This window comes from Corynebacterium sp. HMSC064E08 (genome assembly GCF_001811805.1).
Lineage (GTDB): Bacteria > Actinomycetota > Actinomycetes > Mycobacteriales > Mycobacteriaceae > Corynebacterium > Corynebacterium jeikeium_D.
This window is the reverse complement of record NZ_KV806700.1, coordinates 125,304-147,526: the sequence shown is the minus strand read 5'-3', so window position 1 is coordinate 147,526 and position 22,223 is coordinate 125,304. Positions and strand designations below refer to the sequence as shown.

At 57.5% G+C, this 22,223-nt stretch carries 21 protein-coding genes and 3 tRNA genes; 11 read left to right on the top strand and 13 right to left on the bottom strand.

Features of this window, described 5'->3' with window-relative positions; translation table 11 throughout:
- Nucleotides 1-9 precede the first annotated feature (9 nt).
- From HMPREF2820_RS06285 to bcp, 3 genes are all read right to left on the bottom strand, one after another.
- Nucleotides 10-1,761 carry a neocarzinostatin apoprotein domain-containing protein gene (locus HMPREF2820_RS06285; RefSeq protein WP_083308444.1) on the bottom strand — a complete coding sequence of 584 codons (1,752 nt, stop codon included), beginning with the start codon at nucleotides 1,759-1,761 and terminating at the stop codon, nucleotides 10-12.
- Between the two features lie 160 nt (nucleotides 1,762-1,921).
- On the bottom strand, nucleotides 1,922-2,581 hold the full coding sequence (locus tag HMPREF2820_RS06280) for a TetR/AcrR family transcriptional regulator (protein ID WP_049172878.1): 660 nt from the start codon (nucleotides 2,579-2,581) through the stop codon (nucleotides 1,922-1,924).
- A gap of 75 nt (nucleotides 2,582-2,656) precedes the next feature.
- Entirely contained in the window at nucleotides 2,657-3,184 is a 528-nt protein-coding gene (bcp, locus tag HMPREF2820_RS06275; protein WP_070603394.1) for a thioredoxin-dependent thiol peroxidase, read from the bottom strand.
- A gap of 150 nt (nucleotides 3,185-3,334) precedes the next feature.
- On the opposite strand from bcp, the gene HMPREF2820_RS06270 reads away from it, so the two are divergent.
- Nucleotides 3,335-3,616, top strand: coding sequence for a DUF3618 domain-containing protein (locus HMPREF2820_RS06270; RefSeq protein ID WP_038628049.1), 282 nt, complete (start codon nucleotides 3,335-3,337; stop codon nucleotides 3,614-3,616).
- A 175-nt stretch (nucleotides 3,617-3,791) separates the two neighbouring features.
- Here HMPREF2820_RS06270 and HMPREF2820_RS06265 read toward each other — a convergent pair.
- Nucleotides 3,792-3,864, bottom strand: a tRNA-Lys gene (locus HMPREF2820_RS06265).
- 651 nt (nucleotides 3,865-4,515) lie between these two features.
- On the opposite strand from HMPREF2820_RS06265, the gene HMPREF2820_RS06260 reads away from it, so the two are divergent.
- Nucleotides 4,516-5,685 (top strand): L,D-transpeptidase, encoded by a 1,170-nt coding sequence (locus HMPREF2820_RS06260; protein ID WP_070603392.1) that lies wholly within the window; start codon nucleotides 4,516-4,518, stop codon nucleotides 5,683-5,685.
- Nucleotides 5,686-5,738: 53 nt separating this feature from the next.
- On the opposite strand, the gene HMPREF2820_RS06255 is transcribed toward HMPREF2820_RS06260, so the two are convergent.
- Both HMPREF2820_RS06255 and HMPREF2820_RS06250 read right to left on the bottom strand, forming a co-directional pair.
- The gene (locus tag HMPREF2820_RS06255; RefSeq protein ID WP_080969579.1) at nucleotides 5,739-6,422 is read right to left on the bottom strand and encodes a LuxR C-terminal-related transcriptional regulator; all 684 of its coding nucleotides are present in this window, start codon (nucleotides 6,420-6,422) and stop codon (nucleotides 5,739-5,741) included.
- Nucleotides 6,423-6,483: 61 nt separating this feature from the next.
- Nucleotides 6,484-7,689, bottom strand: a complete 1,206-nt coding sequence (locus tag HMPREF2820_RS06250) for a sensor histidine kinase (protein ID WP_070603390.1) — start codon at nucleotides 7,687-7,689, stop codon at nucleotides 6,484-6,486.
- Between the two features lie 149 nt (nucleotides 7,690-7,838).
- Here HMPREF2820_RS06250 and HMPREF2820_RS06245 point away from each other — a divergent pair, with 149 nt between their 5' ends.
- Both HMPREF2820_RS06245 and HMPREF2820_RS06240 read left to right on the top strand, forming a co-directional pair.
- Nucleotides 7,839-8,855: an FtsX-like permease family protein gene (locus HMPREF2820_RS06245; RefSeq protein ID WP_246822232.1), complete on the top strand. Its 1,017-nt coding sequence runs from the start codon at nucleotides 7,839-7,841 to the stop codon at nucleotides 8,853-8,855.
- A gap of 102 nt (nucleotides 8,856-8,957) precedes the next feature.
- Nucleotides 8,958-9,752 (top strand): ABC transporter ATP-binding protein, encoded by a 795-nt coding sequence (locus tag HMPREF2820_RS06240; protein WP_049172923.1) that lies wholly within the window; start codon nucleotides 8,958-8,960, stop codon nucleotides 9,750-9,752.
- A 104-nt stretch (nucleotides 9,753-9,856) separates the two neighbouring features.
- Here HMPREF2820_RS06240 and HMPREF2820_RS06235 read toward each other — a convergent pair.
- Together HMPREF2820_RS06235 and orn are read right to left on the bottom strand one after the other, a co-directional pair.
- Nucleotides 9,857-9,932: transfer RNA gene (locus tag HMPREF2820_RS06235), tRNA-His, on the bottom strand.
- Between the two features lie 142 nt (nucleotides 9,933-10,074).
- Nucleotides 10,075-10,728 carry an oligoribonuclease gene (gene orn, locus HMPREF2820_RS06230; RefSeq protein ID WP_069359325.1) on the bottom strand — a complete coding sequence of 218 codons (654 nt, stop codon included), beginning with the start codon at nucleotides 10,726-10,728 and terminating at the stop codon, nucleotides 10,075-10,077.
- Nucleotides 10,729-11,009: 281 nt separating this feature from the next.
- Between orn and HMPREF2820_RS06225 the strand changes: the two genes are divergently transcribed.
- On the top strand, nucleotides 11,010-11,654 hold the full coding sequence (locus HMPREF2820_RS06225; RefSeq protein ID WP_016422282.1) for a TetR/AcrR family transcriptional regulator: 645 nt from the start codon (nucleotides 11,010-11,012) through the stop codon (nucleotides 11,652-11,654).
- A 146-nt stretch (nucleotides 11,655-11,800) separates the two neighbouring features.
- Here HMPREF2820_RS06225 and HMPREF2820_RS06220 read toward each other — a convergent pair whose 3' ends face one another.
- From HMPREF2820_RS06220 to HMPREF2820_RS11040, 4 genes are all read right to left on the bottom strand, one after another.
- A complete protein-coding gene (locus HMPREF2820_RS06220; protein ID WP_049189880.1) occupies nucleotides 11,801-12,610 on the bottom strand; it encodes a tyrosine-type recombinase/integrase in 810 nt (269 codons plus the stop codon).
- Nucleotides 12,611-12,684: 74 nt separating this feature from the next.
- Nucleotides 12,685-13,773: a type I restriction enzyme HsdR N-terminal domain-containing protein gene (locus HMPREF2820_RS06215; protein WP_069359323.1), complete on the bottom strand. Its 1,089-nt coding sequence runs from the start codon at nucleotides 13,771-13,773 to the stop codon at nucleotides 12,685-12,687.
- A 78-nt stretch (nucleotides 13,774-13,851) separates the two neighbouring features.
- Nucleotides 13,852-14,469 (bottom strand): DUF4352 domain-containing protein, encoded by a 618-nt coding sequence (locus tag HMPREF2820_RS06210; protein ID WP_049189877.1) that lies wholly within the window; start codon nucleotides 14,467-14,469, stop codon nucleotides 13,852-13,854.
- Nucleotides 14,470-14,483: 14 nt separating this feature from the next.
- Nucleotides 14,484-14,780 carry a hypothetical protein gene (locus tag HMPREF2820_RS11040; RefSeq protein WP_246822231.1) on the bottom strand — a complete coding sequence of 99 codons (297 nt, stop codon included), beginning with the start codon at nucleotides 14,778-14,780 and terminating at the stop codon, nucleotides 14,484-14,486.
- Nucleotides 14,781-14,934: 154 nt separating this feature from the next.
- Between HMPREF2820_RS11040 and HMPREF2820_RS10915 the strand changes: the two genes are divergently transcribed.
- Nucleotides 14,935-15,111 (top strand): hypothetical protein, encoded by a 177-nt coding sequence (locus tag HMPREF2820_RS10915; protein ID WP_168164049.1) that lies wholly within the window; start codon nucleotides 14,935-14,937, stop codon nucleotides 15,109-15,111.
- Nucleotides 15,112-15,762: 651 nt separating this feature from the next.
- Here the strand turns inward: HMPREF2820_RS10915 and HMPREF2820_RS06200 are convergent.
- Nucleotides 15,763-15,835, bottom strand: a tRNA-Arg gene (locus tag HMPREF2820_RS06200).
- Nucleotides 15,836-15,921: 86 nt separating this feature from the next.
- Here HMPREF2820_RS06200 and HMPREF2820_RS06195 point away from each other — a divergent pair.
- The 5 genes from HMPREF2820_RS06195 (at nucleotide 15,922) to HMPREF2820_RS06175 (ending at nucleotide 22,209) form a co-directional block, all read left to right on the top strand.
- Nucleotides 15,922-18,069, top strand: coding sequence for a bifunctional copper resistance protein CopD/cytochrome c oxidase assembly protein (locus HMPREF2820_RS06195; RefSeq protein ID WP_049189874.1), 2,148 nt, complete (start codon nucleotides 15,922-15,924; stop codon nucleotides 18,067-18,069).
- Nucleotides 18,070-18,301: 232 nt separating this feature from the next.
- On the top strand, nucleotides 18,302-18,862 hold the full coding sequence (locus HMPREF2820_RS06190; protein WP_070603386.1) for a single-stranded DNA-binding protein: 561 nt from the start codon (nucleotides 18,302-18,304) through the stop codon (nucleotides 18,860-18,862).
- 285 nt (nucleotides 18,863-19,147) lie between these two features.
- Nucleotides 19,148-20,818, top strand: a complete 1,671-nt coding sequence (gene ettA, locus HMPREF2820_RS06185) for an energy-dependent translational throttle protein EttA (protein ID WP_016422285.1) — start codon at nucleotides 19,148-19,150, stop codon at nucleotides 20,816-20,818.
- 137 nt (nucleotides 20,819-20,955) lie between these two features.
- A complete protein-coding gene (locus HMPREF2820_RS06180) occupies nucleotides 20,956-21,399 on the top strand; it encodes an acyl-CoA thioesterase (RefSeq protein ID WP_016422286.1) in 444 nt (147 codons plus the stop codon).
- A 6-nt stretch (nucleotides 21,400-21,405) separates the two neighbouring features.
- Nucleotides 21,406-22,209, top strand: a complete 804-nt coding sequence (locus tag HMPREF2820_RS06175; RefSeq protein WP_070546400.1) for a DUF8185 domain-containing protein — start codon at nucleotides 21,406-21,408, stop codon at nucleotides 22,207-22,209.
- Nucleotides 22,210-22,223 lie beyond the last annotated feature (14 nt).

Genomic DNA, 22,223 nt, shown 5'->3' with positions numbered 1-22,223 from the left:
GGCGCCGTGCTAATCGACGGACTTCTGACGGCGACCGACCAAGATGCCGGCACCGAAGATTAGCGCGCCCAGGATTGCGCCGGTTCCGGCGACTGCGGCGGTTTGGAGCGGGGAGTTGGTCGCGGCCTGCTGAGTCTGCACATCAACTTCGTCGAGGCCATTGCCGGAAGCGTTGGACTTTGCGGAAGCCTTGCCAGATGCCTTGGATGAGCCGCTGGCCTTGGACTCTCCGGTCTTGGAGGCACCGGTCTTCACAGCTTCTTCGCGTTCCTTGGCGGAGCCGCCGACGCTGAGGTCCGTGGCCGTGTCCTGGCTGCGGTCGGAGGAACCGTGAGCAGCAAAGGTGTAGAGTGCGCAGTCATTTTCGACGCAGTTGGCGGCCGATGTGACGGCCTCGACATTGAGCGTTGTGGAGAAGCTGCCGTCGGAGGACATCTGGGAGGTGCGGACAAACTCAGCGGCGGAGAAAGCATCAGCGTTGGTGGTGGAGAACTTGTTCTTCTCAGCCACTGCGACGTAGATGCCGTTGCCACTGGTCTTGAATCCGGTGCCGGAGACGGTAATTGGGGTGCTGCCCGATGGATTCAGTTCCGTGGTGGACAGGCTTACCGACGGGGTGCCGGTCGAGGAGCTGCTGCCGTTGGAGCCGCTGGAGGCGCTGGTGCTACTCGTTCCACTAGACCCTGTGCTGCCACTGGTGCCGGAGCTTGCGCTGCCTGCGGACTGTGAGGAGCCACCGCCGGAGGGCAGGGTAGCGTCCTGCTTGGCAGCTCCGCCGGCAAACGATACCGCGGTCGCCGTGTCCTGGCTGCGGTCAGAAGAACCGTGAGCAGCAATGGTGTAGACCGAGCAAGCGTTCTGCATGCAGTCTGCCGTGCCGAACTTCGCGCTGACCGGAAGATCCACGCTGAAGCTGCCGTCGGACTTCAGGTTGCCGCGAGAGGTAGACACAAACTTGGTATCCGGGCCGAAGGAATCGGCGTTGGTCACATCCATCTGGTCATTTTGCGCGATACCGACGTAGATGCCCGGTCCAGAGGTCTTGAAACCCTTGCCTTCGACTCGAATGGTGTCGCCGCTCGGGTTCAAGTCTGAGGTCTTGGACAGGCTCACCGATGCGTTACCCCGTGACTGCGACGGTGACTGCGAGCCCGACTGTGACTGGGAGCCCGAACCAGCGCTCTGGCCACCGCTCGGCGCCGCGCCGGTGGAACCCTGCGATTGAGCAGCCTGGGAAGTAGCACCCGCCTTGAAGGTGATGGGGACCCACTGGTCATTGCTGCGGTCAGAAAGATTAGGGAACGCAGTAAAGGAGGCTACGTAGCACTGGGTAGAGGTGCAGTCGACATCGCCAAAGCTGGTCGCGACCTTCATCTCCTGCGTAAAACTTCCGTCCGCGCCAACCGTGACCTTGGCCGCTTCGCCGTAGGTCGAAGGGTAGCCCGACTTTGGCTTCTCGATTGTCTGGGCCAGGTAAATATTTGCGTTAGCGGGGTAGCCGACTCCCTTGATGGTCACGGTGGCGCCGTCGGACAGATCGGTGGCAGGGGTCACGGAGAGCTGGCGCTCAGACTGATCGGTGCTGCCGCCGAGAAGGTCGCCGATGCCGGGGAGCGAACCGCCGAGCTGTCCAATCGATGGCAGTGACTGTGCCGATGCGGGGACTGCGGGTAAAAATCCCGTACTCACTACGATTGCCGAAGCTAAAACAATAGAGCGGGGAAGCAGGCTCCGTCGGAAAGCGCCCTGCGTCGTGGACATGTGAACCTCTGATTCTGTTTGGGAGTTCCGGCGCAGGCGCGGCGAAAAACAGGGAACCCCACCGCGCTGACCAGAGTAAAGCGTAAACTAAGGCAAGCCTACCCTCCGCGTATTGATAAGGGCAATAAATGCCCCTGCCGAGGTGGGCGAGGGGTGCTCTCTAGTCTGCGGCCTCCGCGACGCTCATGAGATAAGAGATTGTCATGCGTTTGATTTCCTGCACCGTCAGCTCGTAATGAGCTTCCCGCTCAGCATCGCTTCCCGGATGGTCCACCGCATAATTCAGCAGGGCGTACGTGGCGTTAATCATGAGGTCGGAGATGAAGTTCAGTTCCGCATCGCTTGACGACGGCACCAGCGGGCGCAGCACCTTTGAAATCTCGGTGACCAGGCGTGACTTCGTATCTTCTGCGGTTGCGCGTGTGGCGGGCGTTGATTGAACAGCCAGCCATACGGCTCTTCTAGAAACGTCCTCGCGCCAGAGTTTTGCCAGGTGATCGATGAACTCCGAGAGAAACTCCGGCCATTTCAAGGTGGGGACTGTTTCGCCGAAGCGTGAGACCTCCTCGATGACGGCCTCAGTGTCCTGGCGGTCGAGCTCGCAGATCATCACATACTTGTTTGCGAAGAATTGGTAGAGCGTGCCAATGGGAATATCGGCGATGCGAGCGACTTCGTCGAAAGTGAAAGACTCAAACCCGTGCTCGATGAGCACTGTGCGTGCCGAGCTGAGCATGCGTGCGTACCGCTCTCGGCTGCGTTGCTGAGCCGGAGTGCGACGGGGACGAAGAATATTCGGTGCGTCCTGGGATTGAGTCACTACTACGAAACCGTCTAATCGGGATGATGTGGGAGGAGAGTTTGGGGCCAGGGTCAGAGTAGGCCTTGCGGCTAGTTAGCTTTCGGAAGCCTGTGATTCCACACCCAAGTCACGCAGTACGCGCTGGACGTGCCCCTTGGCGCGAACGTTGTACCAGGCCTTTTCAATTTCTCCATCGGCATTGACCAGGAAAGTCGAGCGGATGACGCCCTGGACAATCTTGCCGTAGTTCTTCTTCTCGCCGAAAGCGCCGAACGCGGTCATGGTTTCCTTGTCCGGATCGGACAGAAGGGTGAAGTTTAAGCCGTGGTCCTCACGGAACTTTGCGAGTTTCGCCGGCTTGTCCGGAGAAATACCTACGACAGGAATGCCTGCATCATTCAGGGCAGCGGATTCATCGCGGAAGTCGCATGCCTCAGTGGTGCAACCTGGGGTGTTGGCCCGCGGGTAGAAGTAAATCAGCACGGGCTTGCCCGCGTAGTCCGACAGAGAAACCTGCTCTTCGGCGTCGTTGAAAAGAGTAAACGCTGGGGCAGGGTCGCCAGCTTCCAGACGGATGTTGTTCTGGCCGTATTCTTTGTCGCTGGAGGAAGAAGTAGTCATGGCTTCATCGTATCGACTCTGGAGCGGTGCGTGGCGACTCTGAAGTAATGCGTTGAGTTTTTCCCCGTGCTCGCCCACGTTGCTGTAGTGGAAGTGTTAGTCTTTTAGGCGAACAATCACTTTAGATATTCAACTTTTTAGGGAGTTTACGTGGCTCGCAGCATTGAAGATATCCAGCGCGATATTGAGCGTAACCGTAACCAGCTCGCCCGTACTCTGGATGAGCTAACCGTGCGAACGAATCCGAAGAACGTTGCGGATGACGCAAAGACCCGTGTTTTCGATGCTCTGAATGAGCCGAAGGTGCAGGCAGCACTGGGCGTCGTTGCCGCACTTGTTGTTGGTGGCATCGCAATGGGCATTCGTCGCAACCGCAATCGCAGCAAGGAAATTGACCGCATTCGCGAGATGATTGAGACTGCTGCTAAATAGTTTTTCGGTAATTAGCGCACGCGCTTCGGGTGGTTGCCTGGGGTCGTGCGCTTTTGCGTATCTAACCCTTGTTTGAGTCAGGCGTGGGGTGCGAGCGAGGGTTGCAAGTTGGCGCCTACGCTTGTTATGCAACAAAAAGACCGGGAGGGTATTTCTACCTTCCCGGTCTGTATTGTGCGCCATCAGGGACTCGAACCCCGAACCCGCTGATTAAGAGTCAGCTGCTCTGCCAGTTGAGCTAATGGCGCTTACTGTTTCCTGCTTGGTGCTCTCTGTGTGAGCTCCTCGCCGGCAACGAGAAGATATATAACCAGGTTTCTGATTGTTTGTAAAATCGGCTGGTCAGACCCTGTTTTTTGGTCGGTGTTTTTGCATGTTTTTGAAAGGTTTTGCGCAACCGTTTGAAAAAAGTTCAAAAAAAGTTTGGAAATCCTCAAAGTGGGGTAGGGCCTGTATCAATGCCATCAACGTTGGGAGTGTGCATAGATGTCGGAGTTACGTTCGACAGTGTTCAGTAACGTCCGGAAGCGTCCGGTGGCACTTTTGAATAGCGAACTGATTACTTTTCGGTAACGCAGCTTCAAGGGGGCGCTGTTTTCCCAGGTCGGTTGAAGTGCCCCGGTTTTTTGGGGTTGCACAGCAATTTTCCAGAGGGTTAACTGTAGGAACCGTTGGGCTACTTTGCGTGCTGCGCCCTGTGAGGGGTTGATGACTGCGATTGGGCAGTCAATAAGGCTTTTCAGTTAGGGCGAGCGTTTTATCGGTGGCTAGTGTCGCTGCAGGGTAGTCTGACCTTTTTCGAGGGCGCACCAGGGGCTGTAGCAGGACTCCGCTGTGTGTCGCAGTGTGTCCCCGGGACTTACTACTTAATAATTGCACTGTTGGAGTGAAGCACGATCATGCGGCAATCTTTTAAGCGCCTGTCGATGGCGGTGGTGACATTTGCGACCGCCATCTCGCTAGCTGCTTGTACCGTCGGCGGAGATAATGCCGAGCAGCAAGAGACGGAGAAGCCAGACGTTGGTCTTGTCGCCAGTGTGAAGGACGACGCCACCGATGTTTCGGTGGTTGACCCGATTTCGGTTCAGGTGGAAGAGGGACATCGCCTGGACAAGGTTGTTATGACCAACCCTGAGGGCAAAGAGGTCAAGGGCAAGCTCGACTCCAGTGGTACCAAGTGGACCACTGCAGAACCCCTGGGCTACTCAAAGACCTATGAGATTAACGCCACCTCGGGCACAGAAAAGCTGGCTACTTCTTTCACCACCGTCGAGCCGACTTCTCAGGTAAATGGTTACCTGTCCCCGCTGGATGGTTCCACCGTGGGTGTCGGTCAGACTATTGCTGTGAAGTTCAGCGCGAGTATTTCGGACCGCAAGGCTGCTGAGGAAGCAATTAAGGTGACCACCGAGCCTAAGGTGGAAGGCGCTTTCTACTGGCTGAATAACAGTGAGGTGCGCTGGCGTCCAAAGGAGTACTGGAAGCCGGGGACCAAGGTTACCGTGAAGTCCGATATTTACGGCACGGATCTTGGTGACGATATGTACGGTGCGGAGTCCGCCGAAACCAGCTTCACCATCGGTGATGAAGTCATCGCTATCGCTGATGATGCGACGAAGACCATGGTCATTAAGAAGAACGGTGAAGTCGTAAACTCCATGCCTATCTCTATGGGGTCGAACGTTCACCCGACTCCGAATGGCCAGTACATCATCGGTGATCGCAACGAGACCATGGTGATGGACTCCCGTACCTACGGCCTGTCTCTGGAAAACGGTGGTTACGTTACGCCGGTTAACTACGCAACGCAGATGTCCTACTCCGGCATCTACGTCCACGGTGCACCGTGGTCAACGTGGGCACAGGGCAGCGTCAACCAGTCTCACGGCTGCATCAACGTCACTGATGCCAACGCTAAGTGGTTCCTGGACAACACTAAGCGCGGTGACATCGTGATTGTGAAGAATACGATTGGTGAGACGCTCTCCGGTGTTGATGGACTCGGTGACTGGAACATTCCGTGGGAGACCTGGAAGAAGGGCAACGCCGACGAGACCAGCTCCTGGTAGCTCATGTCCTCTTAGTGAGGCCATCACTTAAATCACACGGGTTAGTCCGTTTCCTAATCACCCAACATTCCCAGCTCCTGCGCCCGAGCAACAGCCGCGGTGCGGGAGCTGACGTCTAGCTTGGTGAAAATATGTACCAGATGCGATTTCACAGTCGCTTCGGTGAGCACCAGCTGTTCTGCAATTTTTCTATTCGACATACCCCGCGCGACCAACTCGAGCACTTCGAGTTCGCGCGGGGTTAGTGCTGTATTGGGGTTGCGCATCCGACCCATCAAACGACCGGCCACTTGTGTGTTCAGCACGGTCTCGCCGCGAACGGCACGACGGATACCATCGATGAGCTCCTCCGGAGCGGCATCCTTCAGCAGATAACCAACTGCGCCTGCGGTGACAGCGCCGAGCACATCCGAGTCCGAAGAATAATTGGTCACCACCAACACTTCTGGGGCCTTTGCGCCGCGCCCGGCCAGTGCGCGGATGGCTGCGGTGGCATCAACTCCGCCTGCGCGGGTAGCAGTGCCAGGGGCCTCACCAAAGCGAAGGTCCATGAGTACCAGATCGATGTGGTCGCAAGAGTCGTCGTCAAGCGATGCGCGCACCTTCTCGACCGCCTCGTCACCGCTGGCCGCCTCGCCAACCACGACGATATCCGGCGCCGATTCAACGACTGCGCGAAGACCAGCGCGGACGATGGGGTGATCGTCGGCGATGAGGACTCCGATGGGCTTGGTCACCTGGCTAACTCCTCGGGTGATGTGAATGGTCGTTTCCTACCTGCATACCAGGCGCGGGACTTTAAGAGGCGAGCTCGTGCGGGATGCTGACGCTGACACCGCAGCCACGCCCCGGTTCCGACTCGATGGTGAAGGTGCCGCCGAGCTTCTCCACACGTCGGCGCGCGTTGGCGATCCCCACGCTGTCGTCGTTAGTTGGTGCGGTGGGGTCGAAGCCGATGCCGTTGTCGACGCAGTCGAGCAGAACCTCGTCGGGCTGGTAGGTCAGGGTGACACGGCAACGCGTGGCGTGTGCATGCTTGACGACGTTCGCCAAGCTCGCCTGGGCCACCCTGATAATGGTTGCTTCGACGGTGGCCGGCAGCCGCGTGGGTGTGCCGTCGACGCAGAAGCTGACAGCATCGCCCAGCACCGTGGAGGAGCAGACTTTCTCCAACGCACCGGATAGGTCTGCGCCTTCGAGGGGAGCTGGCTGAAGCGCTGCGATGATGCGCCGGGTCTCGGCGAGATTGTCGGCCGCAACCTTGCGGGCGAGTTGTAGCGAATCCACCGAGGTCTGGTCATGCTGAGTGGGAGCACTTTTCATGCGGGACTCCACCGAATGCAGCAACAGCTGGATGGAGGAAAGCCCCTGCGCCACGGTGTCATGAATATCGGCTGCGAGGCGTGCGCGTTCGTCCAGCTCACCGGCACGACGGGACAGTGCTTCCGAGTGGGCGCGGGCAGCTGAGAGCTCTTCCAGCGCCTTGGTCTTTTCGATAGTCTCCTTCTGCAGGAGCCGGAACCCCAGCCCCACCGTGAGTACAAACGTCCCACCCAGAATGGGGCCGAGGACACCACCAAATGTTAGCGGAGTATGGATAGCGATGGCGCCAATTGCCGTCGCCGTTGTCGCTGCTACCATGATGACGGCCGTAAGACCGCCGGTTACCTGCAGAATTACGAAAAACAGTGGGAAAACCAGGAACGAGGCATCCAGCGTTGCAAACGCCAACGCCGCCCAGAACAGCAGCAGAATCACAAGCCAGCCCAATAGCAGGCCACGCGGCTTAGTCAGCGCGACCTCGTTGGCTACGTTGCCATGCCGAGCCCGACCAATCGGCCCGACCGAACCTGCGATGTACACCGCTAGAAAACACGCCGCATAGGTGATGATTCGCCACTGCGGATCCGGAACCACGCATACCGCCAGCAGCACCAGCACCAAAACATCCAGGGCAAACCGCAGTAATTGCCAGCTGCGGTTCAGGGTCTCAGGAGTATCCACGCTCTCGAGCTTAGGGCAGTTCCGCCTGCCAAAACACCGCTGACGAGCCGGAATTGTCAACATCAACCGAAAGTTGGAGACGAAGTTCAACCTCCATGGCGATTAAATCCGCCTTTGAATCCACGACCATAATGAGTATGTACCAGTCAATGAAAGAACTTCGAGCCGCTCCAGGCCGTGCCGCACTGATCACCATCACCGTCGGGATGATTGCTGTGATGGTCACGTTCCTCTCGGCTTTGGCCGCCGGCCTGTCCGCCCAGTCCGTCTCCGCACTTGACGAGGTCTACGGCAAAAACGACGCCGTCGTCGTCTCCGAGGGGGCTACGTCGTTGTCGTCGTCAAGCATCGGAGAGACGGCGCGAAAGAGCGTCCAGACGTGGGCGAGCGACAACGGCGCAAATGTCCGCGATGTCTACGTCAGTCGTGCGCGCGTCGATGAAACGCCCGTCACCGTCATCTCCGACTTTTCGCTTAACGACGACCAGGTGGCCGTCACCGACGGCGTCAGTGAAACCGCCATTGCGGAAGGTGACTCGCTGACCCTGTCTGGCGCGATGGGCGAGCACGAGACCACCGTTGCGCGCGTGGCGGGGGATAAGTGGCTGGATCACCAAGCGGTCATTTATGCCGGGCGCGGCGTGATGGAAGACCTGACACCGGGGCAGATGGTGCCGGCGGCGATGGTTGTCGACGAGTCTGCGACGCAGCTGCCGAATGTCCCGGAAGGAACAATTCTGCGCGACGGCGAGCGCAATAACCTGTCGGCTTCCTATCAGGGCGAGCAGACCTCGCTGAACGCGATGACCTCGATGCTGTATGTGATTTCTGCGCTGGTGGTAGGCGCGTTCTTCACAGTGTGGACTGTTCAACGACTGCGTGGTGTGGCCATTTCCTCGGCGCTCGGTGCGTCCCGCTCCGTGCTGGTGGCTGACTCTCTGGCGCAGGTCCTGGCCGTGCTGGCAATCGGAGTCGGCGGCGGTGTTGCGGTGACTGCAGCGGCGGGCTGGGCTCTGCAGAGCGGCGACGTCATGCCAATTGTGGTCGATGCTTCCACGACCGTCGTGCCGGGGCTCATTCTGGCCGTGACCGGCGTAGTTGGTGCGCTGCTGGCACTGGTGCCGGTATTCCGCGTCGATCCGACCACCGCATTGGCGAATGCGTAGTGGCTCGTTAGCACGGCCTAGCACGGCGGCTTCCCATAGAACACTCACATCGTGTTAATCATGCACAACCTGCAACTGAGGAATTGAGGAATTGAGGACAAAATGACTACCTATATCGACAACCAGGCTCCCGTGGCACTCGCTCTGAAGAACATCTCGCTGACCGTCCAAGATGGCGACAACAAACGCACCATTTTGGATGACATCTCGCTGAAGATCCGGGCAGGCGAGGTAGTGGGACTGGTCGGACCATCGGGTTCCGGCAAGTCGACTCTGTTGACCATCGCAGGTTGTTTGAAGAGTGCCGATACCGGACATGTCACGCTGTACTCCAACAAGCAGGACGCGAACGGTGCAGGCGCGGACGAGAGTGCGGAAAGGAAGGCCATTGATCTGAGCGCTCGCGGCGCGGATGCTGCCAAGATTCGTCGCGAACACATCGGCATCGTTTTCCAGCAGCCGAATCTTCTGCCAGCGCTGACGGTCAAGCAGCAGCTCATCGCAATGCGGCGATTGGGCCGTGTTTTCGGGTGGCCCGCGGGTGGCCGTCGTGAAGCGGAGAAGCGCGCAGATGAATTGCTCGAGGCAGTCGGACTGGCTGGGCTGGGAGAACGTCGCGTGAGCCAGCTTTCCGGTGGTCAGCAGGCACGCGTCAATGTTGCGCGCGCACTGATGAATGAGCCGGAAGTGCTGCTAGTCGACGAACCGACCGCGGCTTTGGATCAGAAGAGTGCAGGGGCAGTGACGCGACTGATTATGGATGTGACGCGGAAGATGGGTGTGGCCACCCTGTACATCACCCACGACCTGGGGCAGCTCCACGGTGCCGACCGAATCGTGGAGATGGTTGACGGCAAGCTGCAGTCCGCGGATGCAGGCTTGGTGGCTACTCGGTAGTGACTATGGGGGGGGGACTTAGCAGCAAAAAGGCCCACCCCGGCGACGCGCCGGGCGGAAACACAAAACCCTCGGCCCGGAAAAACCTGGCCGAGGGTTCTACTTGGGGTGACTGACGGGACTCGAACCCGCGACACCCAGGATCACAACCTGGTGCTCTACCAACTGAACTACAGTCACCATTACCGCATTAAAGGAGCTGTTTTCTCAGCTCATCTCTGCAGCGAACTATATGGTAGCCCACAGTGGGCTGGAAACAAAAACAGCAGGTCAACCCGGATGAATTTGGGAAAGGGTGGGGTTTGGGTCGTCGTAAAGCGAGCTAGCCGCGAATCTCACCGTACTTTTCCGTCGATTCCTTGCTTGCGGCAGAAATAGCGTCGCCTTCGGGGCCGGGGTGGGGCAGAAGCATGGCGCGGCGGTAGTAGTCCAGCTCGCGGATCGACTCCTTGATATCTGCAAGAGCTCGGTGAGCGAGACCCTTTTCTGGAGCGCCCTTGAGAACCTGGGGGTACCAGCGGCGGGCCAGTTCCTTGAAGGAAGAGACATCAATCATGCGGTAGTGCAGGTACTGGTCGAGCTCTGGCATGTAGCGGTGAATGAACTTGCGGTCGGAGGCAATCGAGTTGCCTGCCAGCGGAGCGGTGCGGGGCTCAGGAACCCACTGACGGATGTAGTCCAAAACAGCCTGTTCGGCGTCGGCGACATTAGTCTTGCTGTCGCGAATTTCCTGATCCAGGCCGGACTTCGCATGCATCTTGGTGACGAAATCGTCCATCTGCGCCAATTCGGTCTCGGACGCGTGCACGACAATGTCCACGCCTTCCCCGAGGACGTTGAGGTTGGCATCGGTGACGAGAGCCGCGATTTCGACAATGACGTGGCGCTCGGGTTCGAGGCCCGTCATCTCACAGTCAATCCACACGATGCGGTCGAGCTCAGGGGAGAGCTTGAGATCGGGATCGGGCTGAGCCATGATTTCACCTTTCGCTGAGATTCGGCATGATTCGGCAGTGCGCCTCATTTTGTGCCCGGACTGGGCTGTGGGCACACGCTGACTACGCCCAGCTTAGCGATGTGGATTGTGCTGTGGTCGGGCGTGTGGATTGCCGTGTGGTTTGTGGAGCGAATTGTGGGGGAAACGAAATTAACTGGAACGAAAGATCTTAGAATTGGGCAACGGGGCATGAACTAAATCGACCTATTTGCCTGATAAAATTACTTCTGAGTTCGGATTCCAACGGGAGAAATAGTTACATGGATGAGACGAGGCGTGTTGGCGACGCTGCTCAAAGCACCACCGCGGCACAGAAACCATCCGTCGATGATGTCATCATTGCCGCTGCGCGCGAAAGCGTAATGACTGTGGGCTTGCGTAGGACTTCGATTGCAGAAATTGCTCGCAAGGCAGGAGTTTCGCGTCCGACTGTATATCGTCGATACGCTGACATTGGTGAGCTTCTGGGGGAAGTGACCAACCGCGAAATCCTGCACATGCTTGAGGGGCTCCGCTATGTCCCTGGCGATTCGCGCGCTCGCATGTTGCTGCGTATTCGAATCGTCGTTCAACGCATCATCGAAAGTGACTTTTTCCCTGGCCTGGTCAAGACAGATCCCGACCGTGTCTTAGAAGCGCTCACTGGAGAGATGAGCGATACACAGCTGGAAATTGTGGAGAAATTCATTCTCCCCGGTGTCCGTCACGGGCAGGAAGACGGCACTATTCGCGAGCACGATCCATATCTGCTGGCGCGCAACATTTACCGTCTGATTCAGACGATGGTGCTGGTGTGGCGCCCGGATGGCAAGGACGCGACGCTAGACAAGGAATCTGTCGAAGAGGTCGTCGACATGGTTGACCGCTACTTGCGCCCGGATCCTGCGGATAACAAGAAGAACTAAGAAGTAAAAACCCGCCTGATGCTGGTATAAAACCAGTTCAGGCGGGTTATTTTTGCGCCCCCAGAAGGATTCGAACCCACCCATGAAGACGCTATGAACAGCAGAAACGCATGCAAAAACCGGGAAACCGCTGCATTTCCGCTGCATTAAATCACGCCACGCAGCTGCTCATCCATCACGTCCGCCACCGCATCCAAATCACCATCAAACAAATCCGCGTAGGTATCAAGAGTCATTACCGCACTCGCATGCCCCAACTGCGACTGCACAACCTTCACCGACGCACCAGATCCCACCATCAATCCTGCCGCCACATGCCGCAGACCATGCGGCGTCACATACGGAAACCCCTTATTCGCCTTCATTACGCGTTCAAGGTTCCCGTAGTACCAATCCGGCTTCGAAGGTGTCGGAAGTGGCCCACCATTGCCTGCCGGCCACAACAGCGCATCCGGCAGCTTATCCTTCAGCAGTGGCTCGAGCATCCGCATGACCTTCTTCGGCACTGCCACCGTGCGCTGCTCGTGTGTTTTCGGCGTGCCGATAATGACTCTGCTGCCGACGGTGACAGCGTTCCGTTCCACGTGTACACGGCCGCGCAGAACGTTAACGTCACGGACTCGTAGCGCTGCGGCTTCGCCCCACCGCAGCCCGGTGATAGCGAGCAGCCAGATGAGCTCAGGGCGCTTAGAATCCTTGGCTAGGGTCTTGACCTGCTCGGCGGTCAAGTACACCTTTTTCGCCTTCGGTTTGCGGGGTAGACGCACACCGCGCGCCGGGTTGGAAGCCAGCACCTCGTCACCAACAGCGACATCGAGAACCTGCGCGAGACAAGCGTGCGCCTTCCTTACCGTCGACGCGCCAGCGCTGAACTCGGCCAGCCAGGCTTGCACATCAGAGCGTTTAATCCGGCCAATCCGCCACCCACCCCAGTACGGCTCCACATGCAGCGGCATCCTGGGGCGTTCCCTGAATTGGTGTCGGGTCGAGCGCCCCTATCATTATTTTTATGTCTGCTGCGCCATTGGCGTTACTGATCGCGAAGCGCTATACAGCGCTCGCGAAGAAGCTGCGCATGCTCGTAAATCTCATCAACCGCACCGAGGTCAAATACTTGTTCAGTGCGCGACGCATCGAAGATACCGATACGTGGAACGCGCCGGTCGAAGTACAAACGAGCAATCGGATTCCGGTTGTTATCGCGGTACAAAATTGCGCAATATGATTTCGCGTCACGCATGGTCACATCAGAAACAGAGACTTCGCTGCAGCAAATTGCGCGGATAATTCCAAATGCCTGCAACTCTTCTTCCGTTGTCACGATTCCGGAATCATCAGTTTCCTCCGGTTCGGCAGGGGAGGCGGTAGCAGCCGACGGTGCCGGTGTCGCACCTGGGACTTCATCAAAATCCTGGGCCGAACGCAACCGACGATTCGCCTCATCTTTAAGAAACTGAGATTGAGCTGTCGAGACAAGTTTGGTGAAAATCTCAAGGTTTTGCGCTGTCATGCGGCGCGATGTCACTCGAGATGCGATGAGCCTAACCCAATCAGCATCTGGTTCCTTGAACTGTGATGCCAGAACCTTGCGAATTTCAGAAATGTATTTGAGTTGCTCAGCGCTTGCCGCAATCGTTTCAGAATCGAAGCGAGTCTTTGTGCACATCTCGAGGTGCGGGAAGACACGCGCATCGATGTTAGCGAGGTCGATTGTCATGAATGGCTTTTCGTCCATTCGATTCGCTGCGTCTAGCTGTGCATAGAATTCGTACACTTCACCGTTGGTAAGAATCGCAAACTCGGTATCTGTGACATTGAAGTATCGGACAAGCTGATTCGCGTGATCTAGTCGGAGCGGTTCTCCGATTTTCTTGCATTCGATAAGGAATCGGAAGTCATCACCTGATTTGATGGCGAAGTCTACTTTTTCTCCCTTTTTTACGCCCACGTCCGCGGTATATTCCGGGATAACCTCACGGGGGTCTGTGACGTCGTAGCCGAGGACGGTGCTTATGAAGGGGATGATAAAGGCCGTTTTTGTGGCTTCTTCCGTTTCGATAATTGGCTTTAGTTCTCGAACCTTGGCGGCGAGACTCTGGACTGCTTGGTCAATGCTCATGGTTATTGCCTTTCTTTGGTGGCTCGGCAGACGGTGAAGAAAATGAGTCGGCGTGAATGCCCTATTTTCCGAGTTCGCTTACTCCGATTCTCGAATATCGACGAACTCGAGATCGTCATAGCTAACATCTGGGTTTGTGAATCCAAATACTCCAAGCTCGGTGTCCGATGGAATCTGGTACACCCAAGTCATTTGTGTCTCGAACCCCGGGTTTAGGCTGTCATTGCATTCCGGGTTATCGATAATGCGGTAGAGACTGTCGATGGGGTCGTAAACCTGATTTTCGGTGTTGATTAGTAGTGCTCGAACGGCAAATCCGCATGTGAGATCCATTGGGGACTGTCCGGTGTTCTTCACGTCAGTTTTGACGATGGCGTATTCACCTTTGTCAGCGTTGAGAGTTTCATTTGGCATGTAGCCGCGTTTGTATCCGTCAGCGTAGAGCTCGATACTGTCTGAACGTGTGACTGATTCGACAGTGAGGGTGACTCCAGGTGCTTCGATTGGTTCTCCAATTGGGTGCAGGGTGATCTCTTCAGCAACGTCACCTGAGTCTGTCGGAGCACTTTCTTGAGCTGGGGTGAAGATTAGTAATGCTAAGAAGAGTACAAGCAGAAAAGACGCGGCGATGAACCACCAGCGCTTATAGAACGGCTTCCTTGCGGCGGCTTGCGTAGTGCGGTCTTCGAAAGTCATTGCGTTTCCTTTGTTTATTGAGAGCGCCAGCGGGCTTGGCCGTCCGGGCCAGCGGAGCAGGTCATAGGTGTGCCGTTCTTACTGACTCCTGTTCCTCCTCCTGAACAGTAAGCGCCTGGGGTTACGTAGGATTCCTGCTGTTCAGGGGCCGGCGCGGCGGGAGCTGGAGCTGGTTCTGGTGTCGCCGCCGGCTGCTGCGCCATCATCTGGGAGGCGCACTGCTGCGTCCAGCCGCTTGAACCGTCGGTGAAGAATGTTGTCCCGGTCTCATGCAAAGCGGGGTCGCCGCAGGATGCCACGGTTTTGTTCATTTCAGATGGTTCTGCCTGGCCTGGGGCTTCGGTATACCCTGTTGTGCGTGCGGACGTGGACTCACCTCCACGGGGTGAAGAGGTAGGTTCGGTGGTGTGCTCTAGGGTGGGGTTGGGGCTGTTCTTTGGGCTTGATGATTCAGACGGAGAATCAGTGGTGGATTCAGTGGACGTGGTGCTTGACGGCGAGGACGTTGATGTCGAGCTGGTCGACATGTTGCTGCTTGATGGGGAGGGGGCGTTGTTTGATCCGCAGGCAGCGGCGAACGGAATTGCAACACAGGCTGCGATGATGAGGACTCGTTTGGCGGTGTGGGCGGCCATCGCATGATTCCTTTCTTGGCGTTCTTTATGACTGCCCTTATTCTGCGTTAAGGTGAATGGTTTTCAATCTTTGACCACTCGACGGGGGTAAATTTGACCTCAAAACCTACTGTAAAACACCCCCGATACATCGCCCACCGCATGTCCGTGTCCTCTCGAGCAATTCCCGCCACACTGGCAGTAGCTGAGTGGCGACATCAAATTCCCGGGCTATGGCCCCAGTGGCTGGTTCGTAGATTGCTTCCGCTGCAGCGTACTTGGTATGAGAGATGAGTAGCCCGGTAGTTGTCTGGGCTGCGGAATGTTCTGCTCTGGTGTCGAAATGCGGATTACCAGAGCGGGGTGCGTGAGCCAGTTCACGGGCTCGGCTGTAGAGCCGGTTTGCGGCGCCAAGTGTGGGGGATTTTGCATGCGTTGCCGAATGCCTGGAATCCACCGACCGAGAACTAACCAAGAGCCGTTGCTTCGTTGGTTTGAGTTGTTCGGGATTTCCGAACAGCTGACCGGCGGGGCGTTTTTTCATGCCCAAAATCCGCTGCATTTCCGCTGCATTTAAACCAACAAGAGCCAATCTGAGCCTACATTAGCGGGGTAGTCAGATAGGGTAAACCCCCGCCTGAACTCGAAAAACACCAGTTCACGACGAGGGTATAAAACGCGCCCCCAGAAGGATTCGAACCCTCGACCAATCGGGTAGAAGCCGACTGCTCTGTCCACTGAGCTATGGAGGCTAGCTAAGAAAAGCATTGTAGCGTCTCTAATGTAGCCAATCACAACCGGTTCTGTTCTAGGGACTTTGGTCGCTAAGCTTAGGGCTATGACTGCCACGACCAAGGCCGAGACCTCTCCGCCTGTTAGCAAGGATAAGAAAGTCCGTAAATCTGCTGGTTGGTACGTTGTTTTTGTGCTTATCGGCGGCGTTCTAGCTGGTTTGCTCTCGATGGCGTTCAACATGGATTCGCGCGCCACGTTGGGTATTCCCGATCCCGGCACAATCACCACCTTCGGGTTCCCGTTCGCGAAGGCGGCCGGTGAGCTGCTCGCTTGCCTCGGTGTCGGTTCGTTTATGCTCGCCGCTTTCGGTACGAAGCAGCGTGCCGACGGCACTTTGGGCCTCGACGGCTACACGGCATCCCGCACGGGTATGTGGGCCATGCTCGGCTGGGGCCTCATGGCGCTGATGGAGATTCCGCTGGTGCTCTCCGATGTGTCGGGCCAGCCGCTGTCGACGACGATTCAGCTGAGCAACTGGGCTGTGTCCTTGGAGCAGACCAAGGAGGGCTTGGCGTGGCTGTGGGTAGCTATTTTTGCGGGCATTGTGGCGCTTGGTTCATCGCTGACTCGTAAGTGGATTTGGCAGCCGGTGTTCTTCGCCATCAGCTTGGTGTCGATGATGCCGCTGGCTGTTGTAAGCCACAATGCCTCCGGTGGTGCCCATGACTACGGCACTAACTCCTACATCTGGCACTTGACCTTCACTGTGTTTTGGGTCGGCGGTTTGATGGCGCTGGTTGGCCACGCGCGTCGTCGCGGTGAATGGATGCCAGAGGTAGTGAAGCGCTATTCTTTCGTGGCGTTGGTGGCTTTCATCGCCATGTCTGCCTCCGGCTTCATTAACGCAGCCATCAACATTGACTGGTCTGACCTGGTCAGCAACAACTACGGCATCATGGTGCTGGTCAAGGCCGTTCTCACTATCTTGCTGGGCCTATGCGGCTATGTGCACCGCAAGATCACCATTCCGGAGATTGAGCGCGCTCAGTCGAATCGTCCATTCTGGCGTCTGGCCATTGTCGAGGTCATCATCATGGCGCTGACAATCGGCGTTGCCGTAGCTCTGGGCCGTACTCCGCCGCCACCGAATTTCTCTGAGCAGGCCGGTGGTGAGGGACTGCCGTCGATTACGCAGATGCAGGTCAAGCTAGGTTACAACCTGGAGATCCCATTCGGTTGGGAGGCCATGTTCACGCAGTGGCGCTTTGACATCTTCTTCGGCTCTGCCGCCATCATTGCCGCGTGGATTTACTTGTACTGGCTCTACTTGCTGAAGAAGCGCGGCGGTACCTGGCCGCTGTCCAACACCCTGTGGTGGCTCGCCGGCTGTGCCACGCTGCTGTTTACTTCGTGCAGCGCGCTGGGCGTGTACATGCCGGCTCTGTTCTCGGTTCACATGATCGCCCACATGCTTTACTCCATGGGCATTCCGGTCATGCTGGTCCTGGGCGGCCCAGTTACGCTCGCGCTGCGTGCGCTGAAGCCGGCCGGCCGCGATGGTCTGCCTGGTATTCGTGAGTGGCTGGTGGTCTTCATCAACAACCCGGTGTCGCGTTTCCTCACGCACCCGGTTGTGGCAACGGTGCAGTTCGTCGCGGGCTTTTACCTGCTCTACATGACACCGATTTACGACTTCCTGGCTGATGAGCACGCGGGCCACGTGTTCATGAACATCCACTTCTTGATCTCCGGTTACATCTTCTACTGGGTCATTATCGGTGTCGATGCTGCACCACAGCAGATTGAGCCGTCGGTCAAGCTGGTCACGCTGATGGGGTCGTTGCCGTTTCACGCTTGGTTCGGTATTTCGCTGATGCAGTCGCAGCAGGTGCTTGCCGAGGCCTATTACGCCAGCCTGGATCTCCCTTGGGCAGTGAATCTCCTGGAAGATCAGAACGTTGGTGGTGCCGTCGCGTGGGCTGCCGGTGAGGTTCCGCTCTACATCGTCACCGTTGCGCTGTTTGTACAGTGGCGGCGTTCCGATGAAAAGGATGCAGCCCGCTACGACCGCGTCGCAGACCGCAACAATGATGAGGAGTTGGCCGCTTACAACGAAATGCTCGCTCGCATGAGCCAGCAGGTCGGTGTTGGCGGCGAGGATGAGCGCGATTACTACACCTCGGAGGTTGACGCGCAGCATCCGGTGCACATGGATAATCCGATTGATGCCTCGAAGAGGCGCGGAAGGTAGCGTCGTTAAGCTGATTTTGCATGCTTGACGACGAGGATTGCCGCGACTTCGCCCCTCAACTTCATACGTAGCCTGTGGATAGTTGTCTTTTCGACAAACTTATCCACAGGCTTTTTATGTACCTCTTTCATTTGTTTCTCGAAGCCGGAAAAGTAATTGGCACGGCACGAATGAGACACCTTCGAATTATTCGGCCGCAGTAGGTAAACGCTTTCTTTGGGGGAGGAGCCCGATGTCTGAGGCAGTTATTACCGTGGTGGGCAATGTGGTCCATCATGTGGAAAATCGAAATACCAATTCTGGGGCAAAGGTCTGCAAGTTTTCTGTGGCATCCAGCAAGTCATGGAAGGGGGAGAATGGTTGGGAGCAGTCGGAGACGTCATATTTTGATGTTGAATGTTGGGGCAAGCTCGCCGAGAACGTGAATAACACGGTGTGGAAGGGCCAAGCCGTCATTGTCCACGGTCACGTTCGTACGGATCGCTGGGAGGGCGATGATGGTACGAAGCATCAGCGCCAGAAGATCATTGCTAAGGCGGTAGGTCCGAATCTGCGCCGTCACCTGGCAACGGTGAAGACTATGACTGAGAAGCCGCATGAGTCGCCGACTGGTCTTGGTGAGTCATCGACTGGGGATTCGGAAGCTTCGGTTACTGAGACAGTTGTGTCTCAGGCCGGGGCCGTGCGCACCTTCACTGCTAGTACGGGCGGCGCTGGTGAGGCGGGGAACACAGGTGCAGCTAGTTCGGAGCAGCGAGAAATGGCTGATGCAGGAGTCAGTGCGCCGTTCTAACCCAGGAGCCAGTACATCGTTGTAGAGCGGAATGAGGGGGAGCCGCTGAAAGAGCGGAAAGAGGGGAGGGGTAATTGCTGCACGTGAGGTGACGCTGCTGAGAAAGGGGAGGGAACGCATACGATTCGGCAGCGTTATCTCGCAGCTAGTTTTGCTAGCAGCCTGGCAGAGATTTTGGTGGGAAAGGATTGCGGGTACGCCCATGTAGATTGTGCCTTTTGGTTCCTATGCGTAACCTCTACAGGGATTGCTTATTTCCTTTCTACGAGGGGACGAAATTCCACCATGGGTGAGTTCATCTACCAGATGAAAAACGTGCGCAAGGCGCACGGCGATAAGGTTATTCTCGACAACGTCACCATGGCGTTTTACCCGGGCGCAAAGATCGGCGTGGTCGGTCCGAACGGCGCAGGTAAGTCGTCGATTCTGAAGATTATGGCTGGCCTGGATCAGCCGAGTAACGGTGAAGCTTTCCTGGAGCCGGGCGCCACTGTCGGCATCCTCCTGCAGGAGCCTCCGCTGAATGAGGAGAAGACCGTTCGCGGCAACGTCGAGGAGGGCCTCGGCGACATCTTCGAGAAGAAGGCTCGTTTTGAAGCCATCGCCGAGGAGATGGCCACCAATTACACCGACGAGCTCATGGAAGAAATGGGCAAGCTCCAGGAGGAGCTCGACGCCGCTGATGCTTGGGAGCTGGATTCCAAGATTGAGCAGGCAATGGATGCGCTTCGCTGCCCGCCGGCGGACGAGCCGGTTACTCACCTCTCCGGTGGTGAGCGTCGTCGTGTAGCACTGGCGAAGCTGCTGCTCTCCGAGCCGGACCTGCTGCTTCTCGACGAGCCGACTAACCACCTGGACGCCGAGTCCGTGCTGTGGCTCGAGCAGCACCTGGCTAAGTACCCGGGTGCCGTCCTGGCCGTGACCCACGACCGTTACTTCCTGGATCACGTCGCTGGCTGGATCTGTGAGGTCGACCGCGGCAAGCTCTACCCGTACGAGGGCAATTACTCGACTTACCTGGAGAAGAAGGCTGAGCGCCTCGAGGTTGCAGGTAAGAAGGACGCCAAGCTGCAGAAGCGCCTGAAGGACGAGCTGGCGTGGGTCCGCTCGGGTCAGAAGGCTCGCCAGGCCAAGAACAAGGCCCGTCTGGAGCGCTACGAGCAGATGGTGGAGGAAGCCGAGCAGTACAAGAAGCTCGACTTCGAAGAAATCCAGATTCCGACCCCGCCGCGCTTGGGTAACCAGGTTGTTGAGGTCAAGGACCTGGAGAAGGGCTTTGATGGCCGCGTCCTGATTAAGGACCTGTCGTTCACCCTGCCGCGTAACGGCATCGTCGGTGTGATTGGTCCGAACGGTGTGGGTAAGTCCACCCTGTTCAAGACCATCGTGGGTCTGGAGCAGCCGGATTCCGGTGAGGTCAAGGTCGGTCAGACTGTTCAGCTCAGCTACGTTGACCAGGGTCGTGAAAACATCGATCCGGAAAAGACCGTCTGGGAGGTTGTCTCTGATGGGCTCGACTACATCGTGGTCGGCCAGAACGAGATGCCGTCTCGTGCGTACCTGTCTGCATTCGGTTTCAAGGGTGCGGACCAGCAGAAGCCGTCGAAGGTTCTTTCCGGTGGTGAGCGCAACCGTCTGAACCTCGCGCTGACCCTGAAGCAGGGCGGTAACCTGATCCTCCTGGATGAGCCGACTAACGACCTTGACGTCGAAACCCTGTCTTCGCTGGAAAACGCACTGCAGAACTTCCCGGGCTGTGCCGTGGTCATTTCCCACGACCGTTGGTTCCTGGACCGCACCTGTACCCACATCCTCGCATGGGAAGGCAACTTCGAAGAGGGCAAGTGGTTCTGGTTCGAGGGCAACTTCGAGGGCTACGAGAAGAACAAGATTGAGCGTTACGGCGAGGAGGCTGCACGCCCGTCGCGCGTCACTCATCGTCGCCTGACTCGCTAATCTGTTTTCTCGCGAATCTGATTTTTGCCAACGGCAAAGTCCGGAACCTTGTGGACTGGCTCGCACCAGTGCACAGGTCCCGGGCTTTCGCGTTTTTCGCAGGATCGTAGCTCCAGAAAACGCCTATAGTTCTGGGTATGACTGAATCAGCACCATTTCGTACCAACGTCGCTATCCGCTGGTCTGATTTCGATCAGTATGGCCACGCTAACAACACCGCTTTCCTGGAATACGCCCAGCAGGCTCGTCTGGACTTTGTGATGCGCGGTCTCGGCGGCGGGGCAGGGATGCCTGCGGCAGTGGTGCGCCGCCTGGAGATTGACTACGTCCGCGCTATTTTGCCGGACACCCAGGAAGTTGTGGTTGAGACCGAGATTATCAACTTCGGTCGCACCTCTTTCACACTCCGCCAGACAATCTCCGACCAGCATGATCACATCGTTGCTGTGCTCGAAACCGTGATGGTGATGTTTGATCTCAAGACTGCGAAGGCAGTCGAGCTCTCCCCGTCTGCCCGCCGTGAACTGGAGCGTTTTGCAGCTCCCGCAATCGAAGACAACAAGGAAGACCAGGACAAGTAATTCGCCGTGACCACTTCTCATCCCGCTGCCGAGCTGACCTTCGGCACTCCCGATGCCCTGAAGAACCTGGGCGTCCTGGCCCATAAGGCCTACGCCCTCGACGAGAGCACGTTGCTACGCATCCGAGCACGTAAGACCGCCGCCGCTGGTATCAGTTCCTCGTCGGCACTTAACGCTGCGCCCGCAATGTCGCAGGTATGGGTGAAGACCCCAATCGGCCCGCTCGCCATGCGCACGATTGCGCTGCACGCGCTTCCCGACGACATCATCGTCACCGCCGCGGAGATTAAAGACATCGCAGTGCGTGCCTTTGCGCAGGCAAAAACTGCTGAGGACGAAGAGGAGAAAGGAACCTCGCTCACCGCGTTGCCATACCGCGTGCATGCGCAGTCGGCGTCCTCCTGGCCGGGATTCCTGCCAGTGCCGGAAGGATGGCAGGTTGTCGACTATGTTCCAGCCACTGCTTTCCGGACTCTCGAGAAGCAAGGGCGCGCGGTCGCCGTCGAATCTTCCGGCCCGATGGGCATGCCACCGTCTCTGCTGGACCAAAAGGTTCTCACTGTCAGCGGCGGTACCGGTGAAGCCACTGTTGATACAGGGGAAGGGCAGTCGCAGGAGACGTCGAAAAGCGTGGTGGACGTGACCATGCGGGACGTGTTTGCGCTGTGCACGATGGGCTTCATCCCGGAGCAACCGGATGAAAAAGAGCCGGTGCGCGTGTCCACAAAGGGACGGTGGCACCGGCTGGATGGGCGGTTTGGCTCGATCTTTACGCTCGAGTCCTTTGGCGTGCTGCCGCTGCTGAACTAGCGGCGCAGGGCCTA

Coding starts and splice junctions, on each gene's coding strand:
- HMPREF2820_RS06285 (WP_083308444.1), bottom strand. CDS start 1,761: ATGTCCACGACGCAGGGCGCTTTCCGACGGAGCCTGCTTCCCCGCTCT.
- bcp (WP_070603394.1), bottom strand. CDS start 3,184: ATGACTACTTCTTCCTCCAGCGACAAAGAATACGGCCAGAACAACATC.
- HMPREF2820_RS06260 (WP_070603392.1), top strand. CDS start 4,516: ATGCGGCAATCTTTTAAGCGCCTGTCGATGGCGGTGGTGACATTTGCG.
- HMPREF2820_RS06245 (WP_246822232.1), top strand. CDS start 7,839: ATGAAAGAACTTCGAGCCGCTCCAGGCCGTGCCGCACTGATCACCATC.
- HMPREF2820_RS06240 (WP_049172923.1), top strand. CDS start 8,958: ATGACTACCTATATCGACAACCAGGCTCCCGTGGCACTCGCTCTGAAG.
- orn (WP_069359325.1), bottom strand. CDS start 10,728: ATGGCTCAGCCCGATCCCGATCTCAAGCTCTCCCCTGAGCTCGACCGC.
- HMPREF2820_RS06225 (WP_016422282.1), top strand. CDS start 11,010: ATGGATGAGACGAGGCGTGTTGGCGACGCTGCTCAAAGCACCACCGCG.
- HMPREF2820_RS06220 (WP_049189880.1), bottom strand. CDS start 12,610: ATGCCGCTGCATGTGGAGCCGTACTGGGGTGGGTGGCGGATTGGCCGG.
- HMPREF2820_RS06215 (WP_069359323.1), bottom strand. CDS start 13,773: ATGAGCATTGACCAAGCAGTCCAGAGTCTCGCCGCCAAGGTTCGAGAA.
- HMPREF2820_RS06210 (WP_049189877.1), bottom strand. CDS start 14,469: ATGACTTTCGAAGACCGCACTACGCAAGCCGCCGCAAGGAAGCCGTTC.
- HMPREF2820_RS11040 (WP_246822231.1), bottom strand. CDS start 14,780: ATGAACAAAACCGTGGCATCCTGCGGCGACCCCGCTTTGCATGAGACC.
- HMPREF2820_RS06195 (WP_049189874.1), top strand. CDS start 15,922: ATGACTGCCACGACCAAGGCCGAGACCTCTCCGCCTGTTAGCAAGGAT.
- HMPREF2820_RS06190 (WP_070603386.1), top strand. CDS start 18,302: ATGTCTGAGGCAGTTATTACCGTGGTGGGCAATGTGGTCCATCATGTG.
- ettA (WP_016422285.1), top strand. CDS start 19,148: ATGGGTGAGTTCATCTACCAGATGAAAAACGTGCGCAAGGCGCACGGC.
- HMPREF2820_RS06180 (WP_016422286.1), top strand. CDS start 20,956: ATGACTGAATCAGCACCATTTCGTACCAACGTCGCTATCCGCTGGTCT.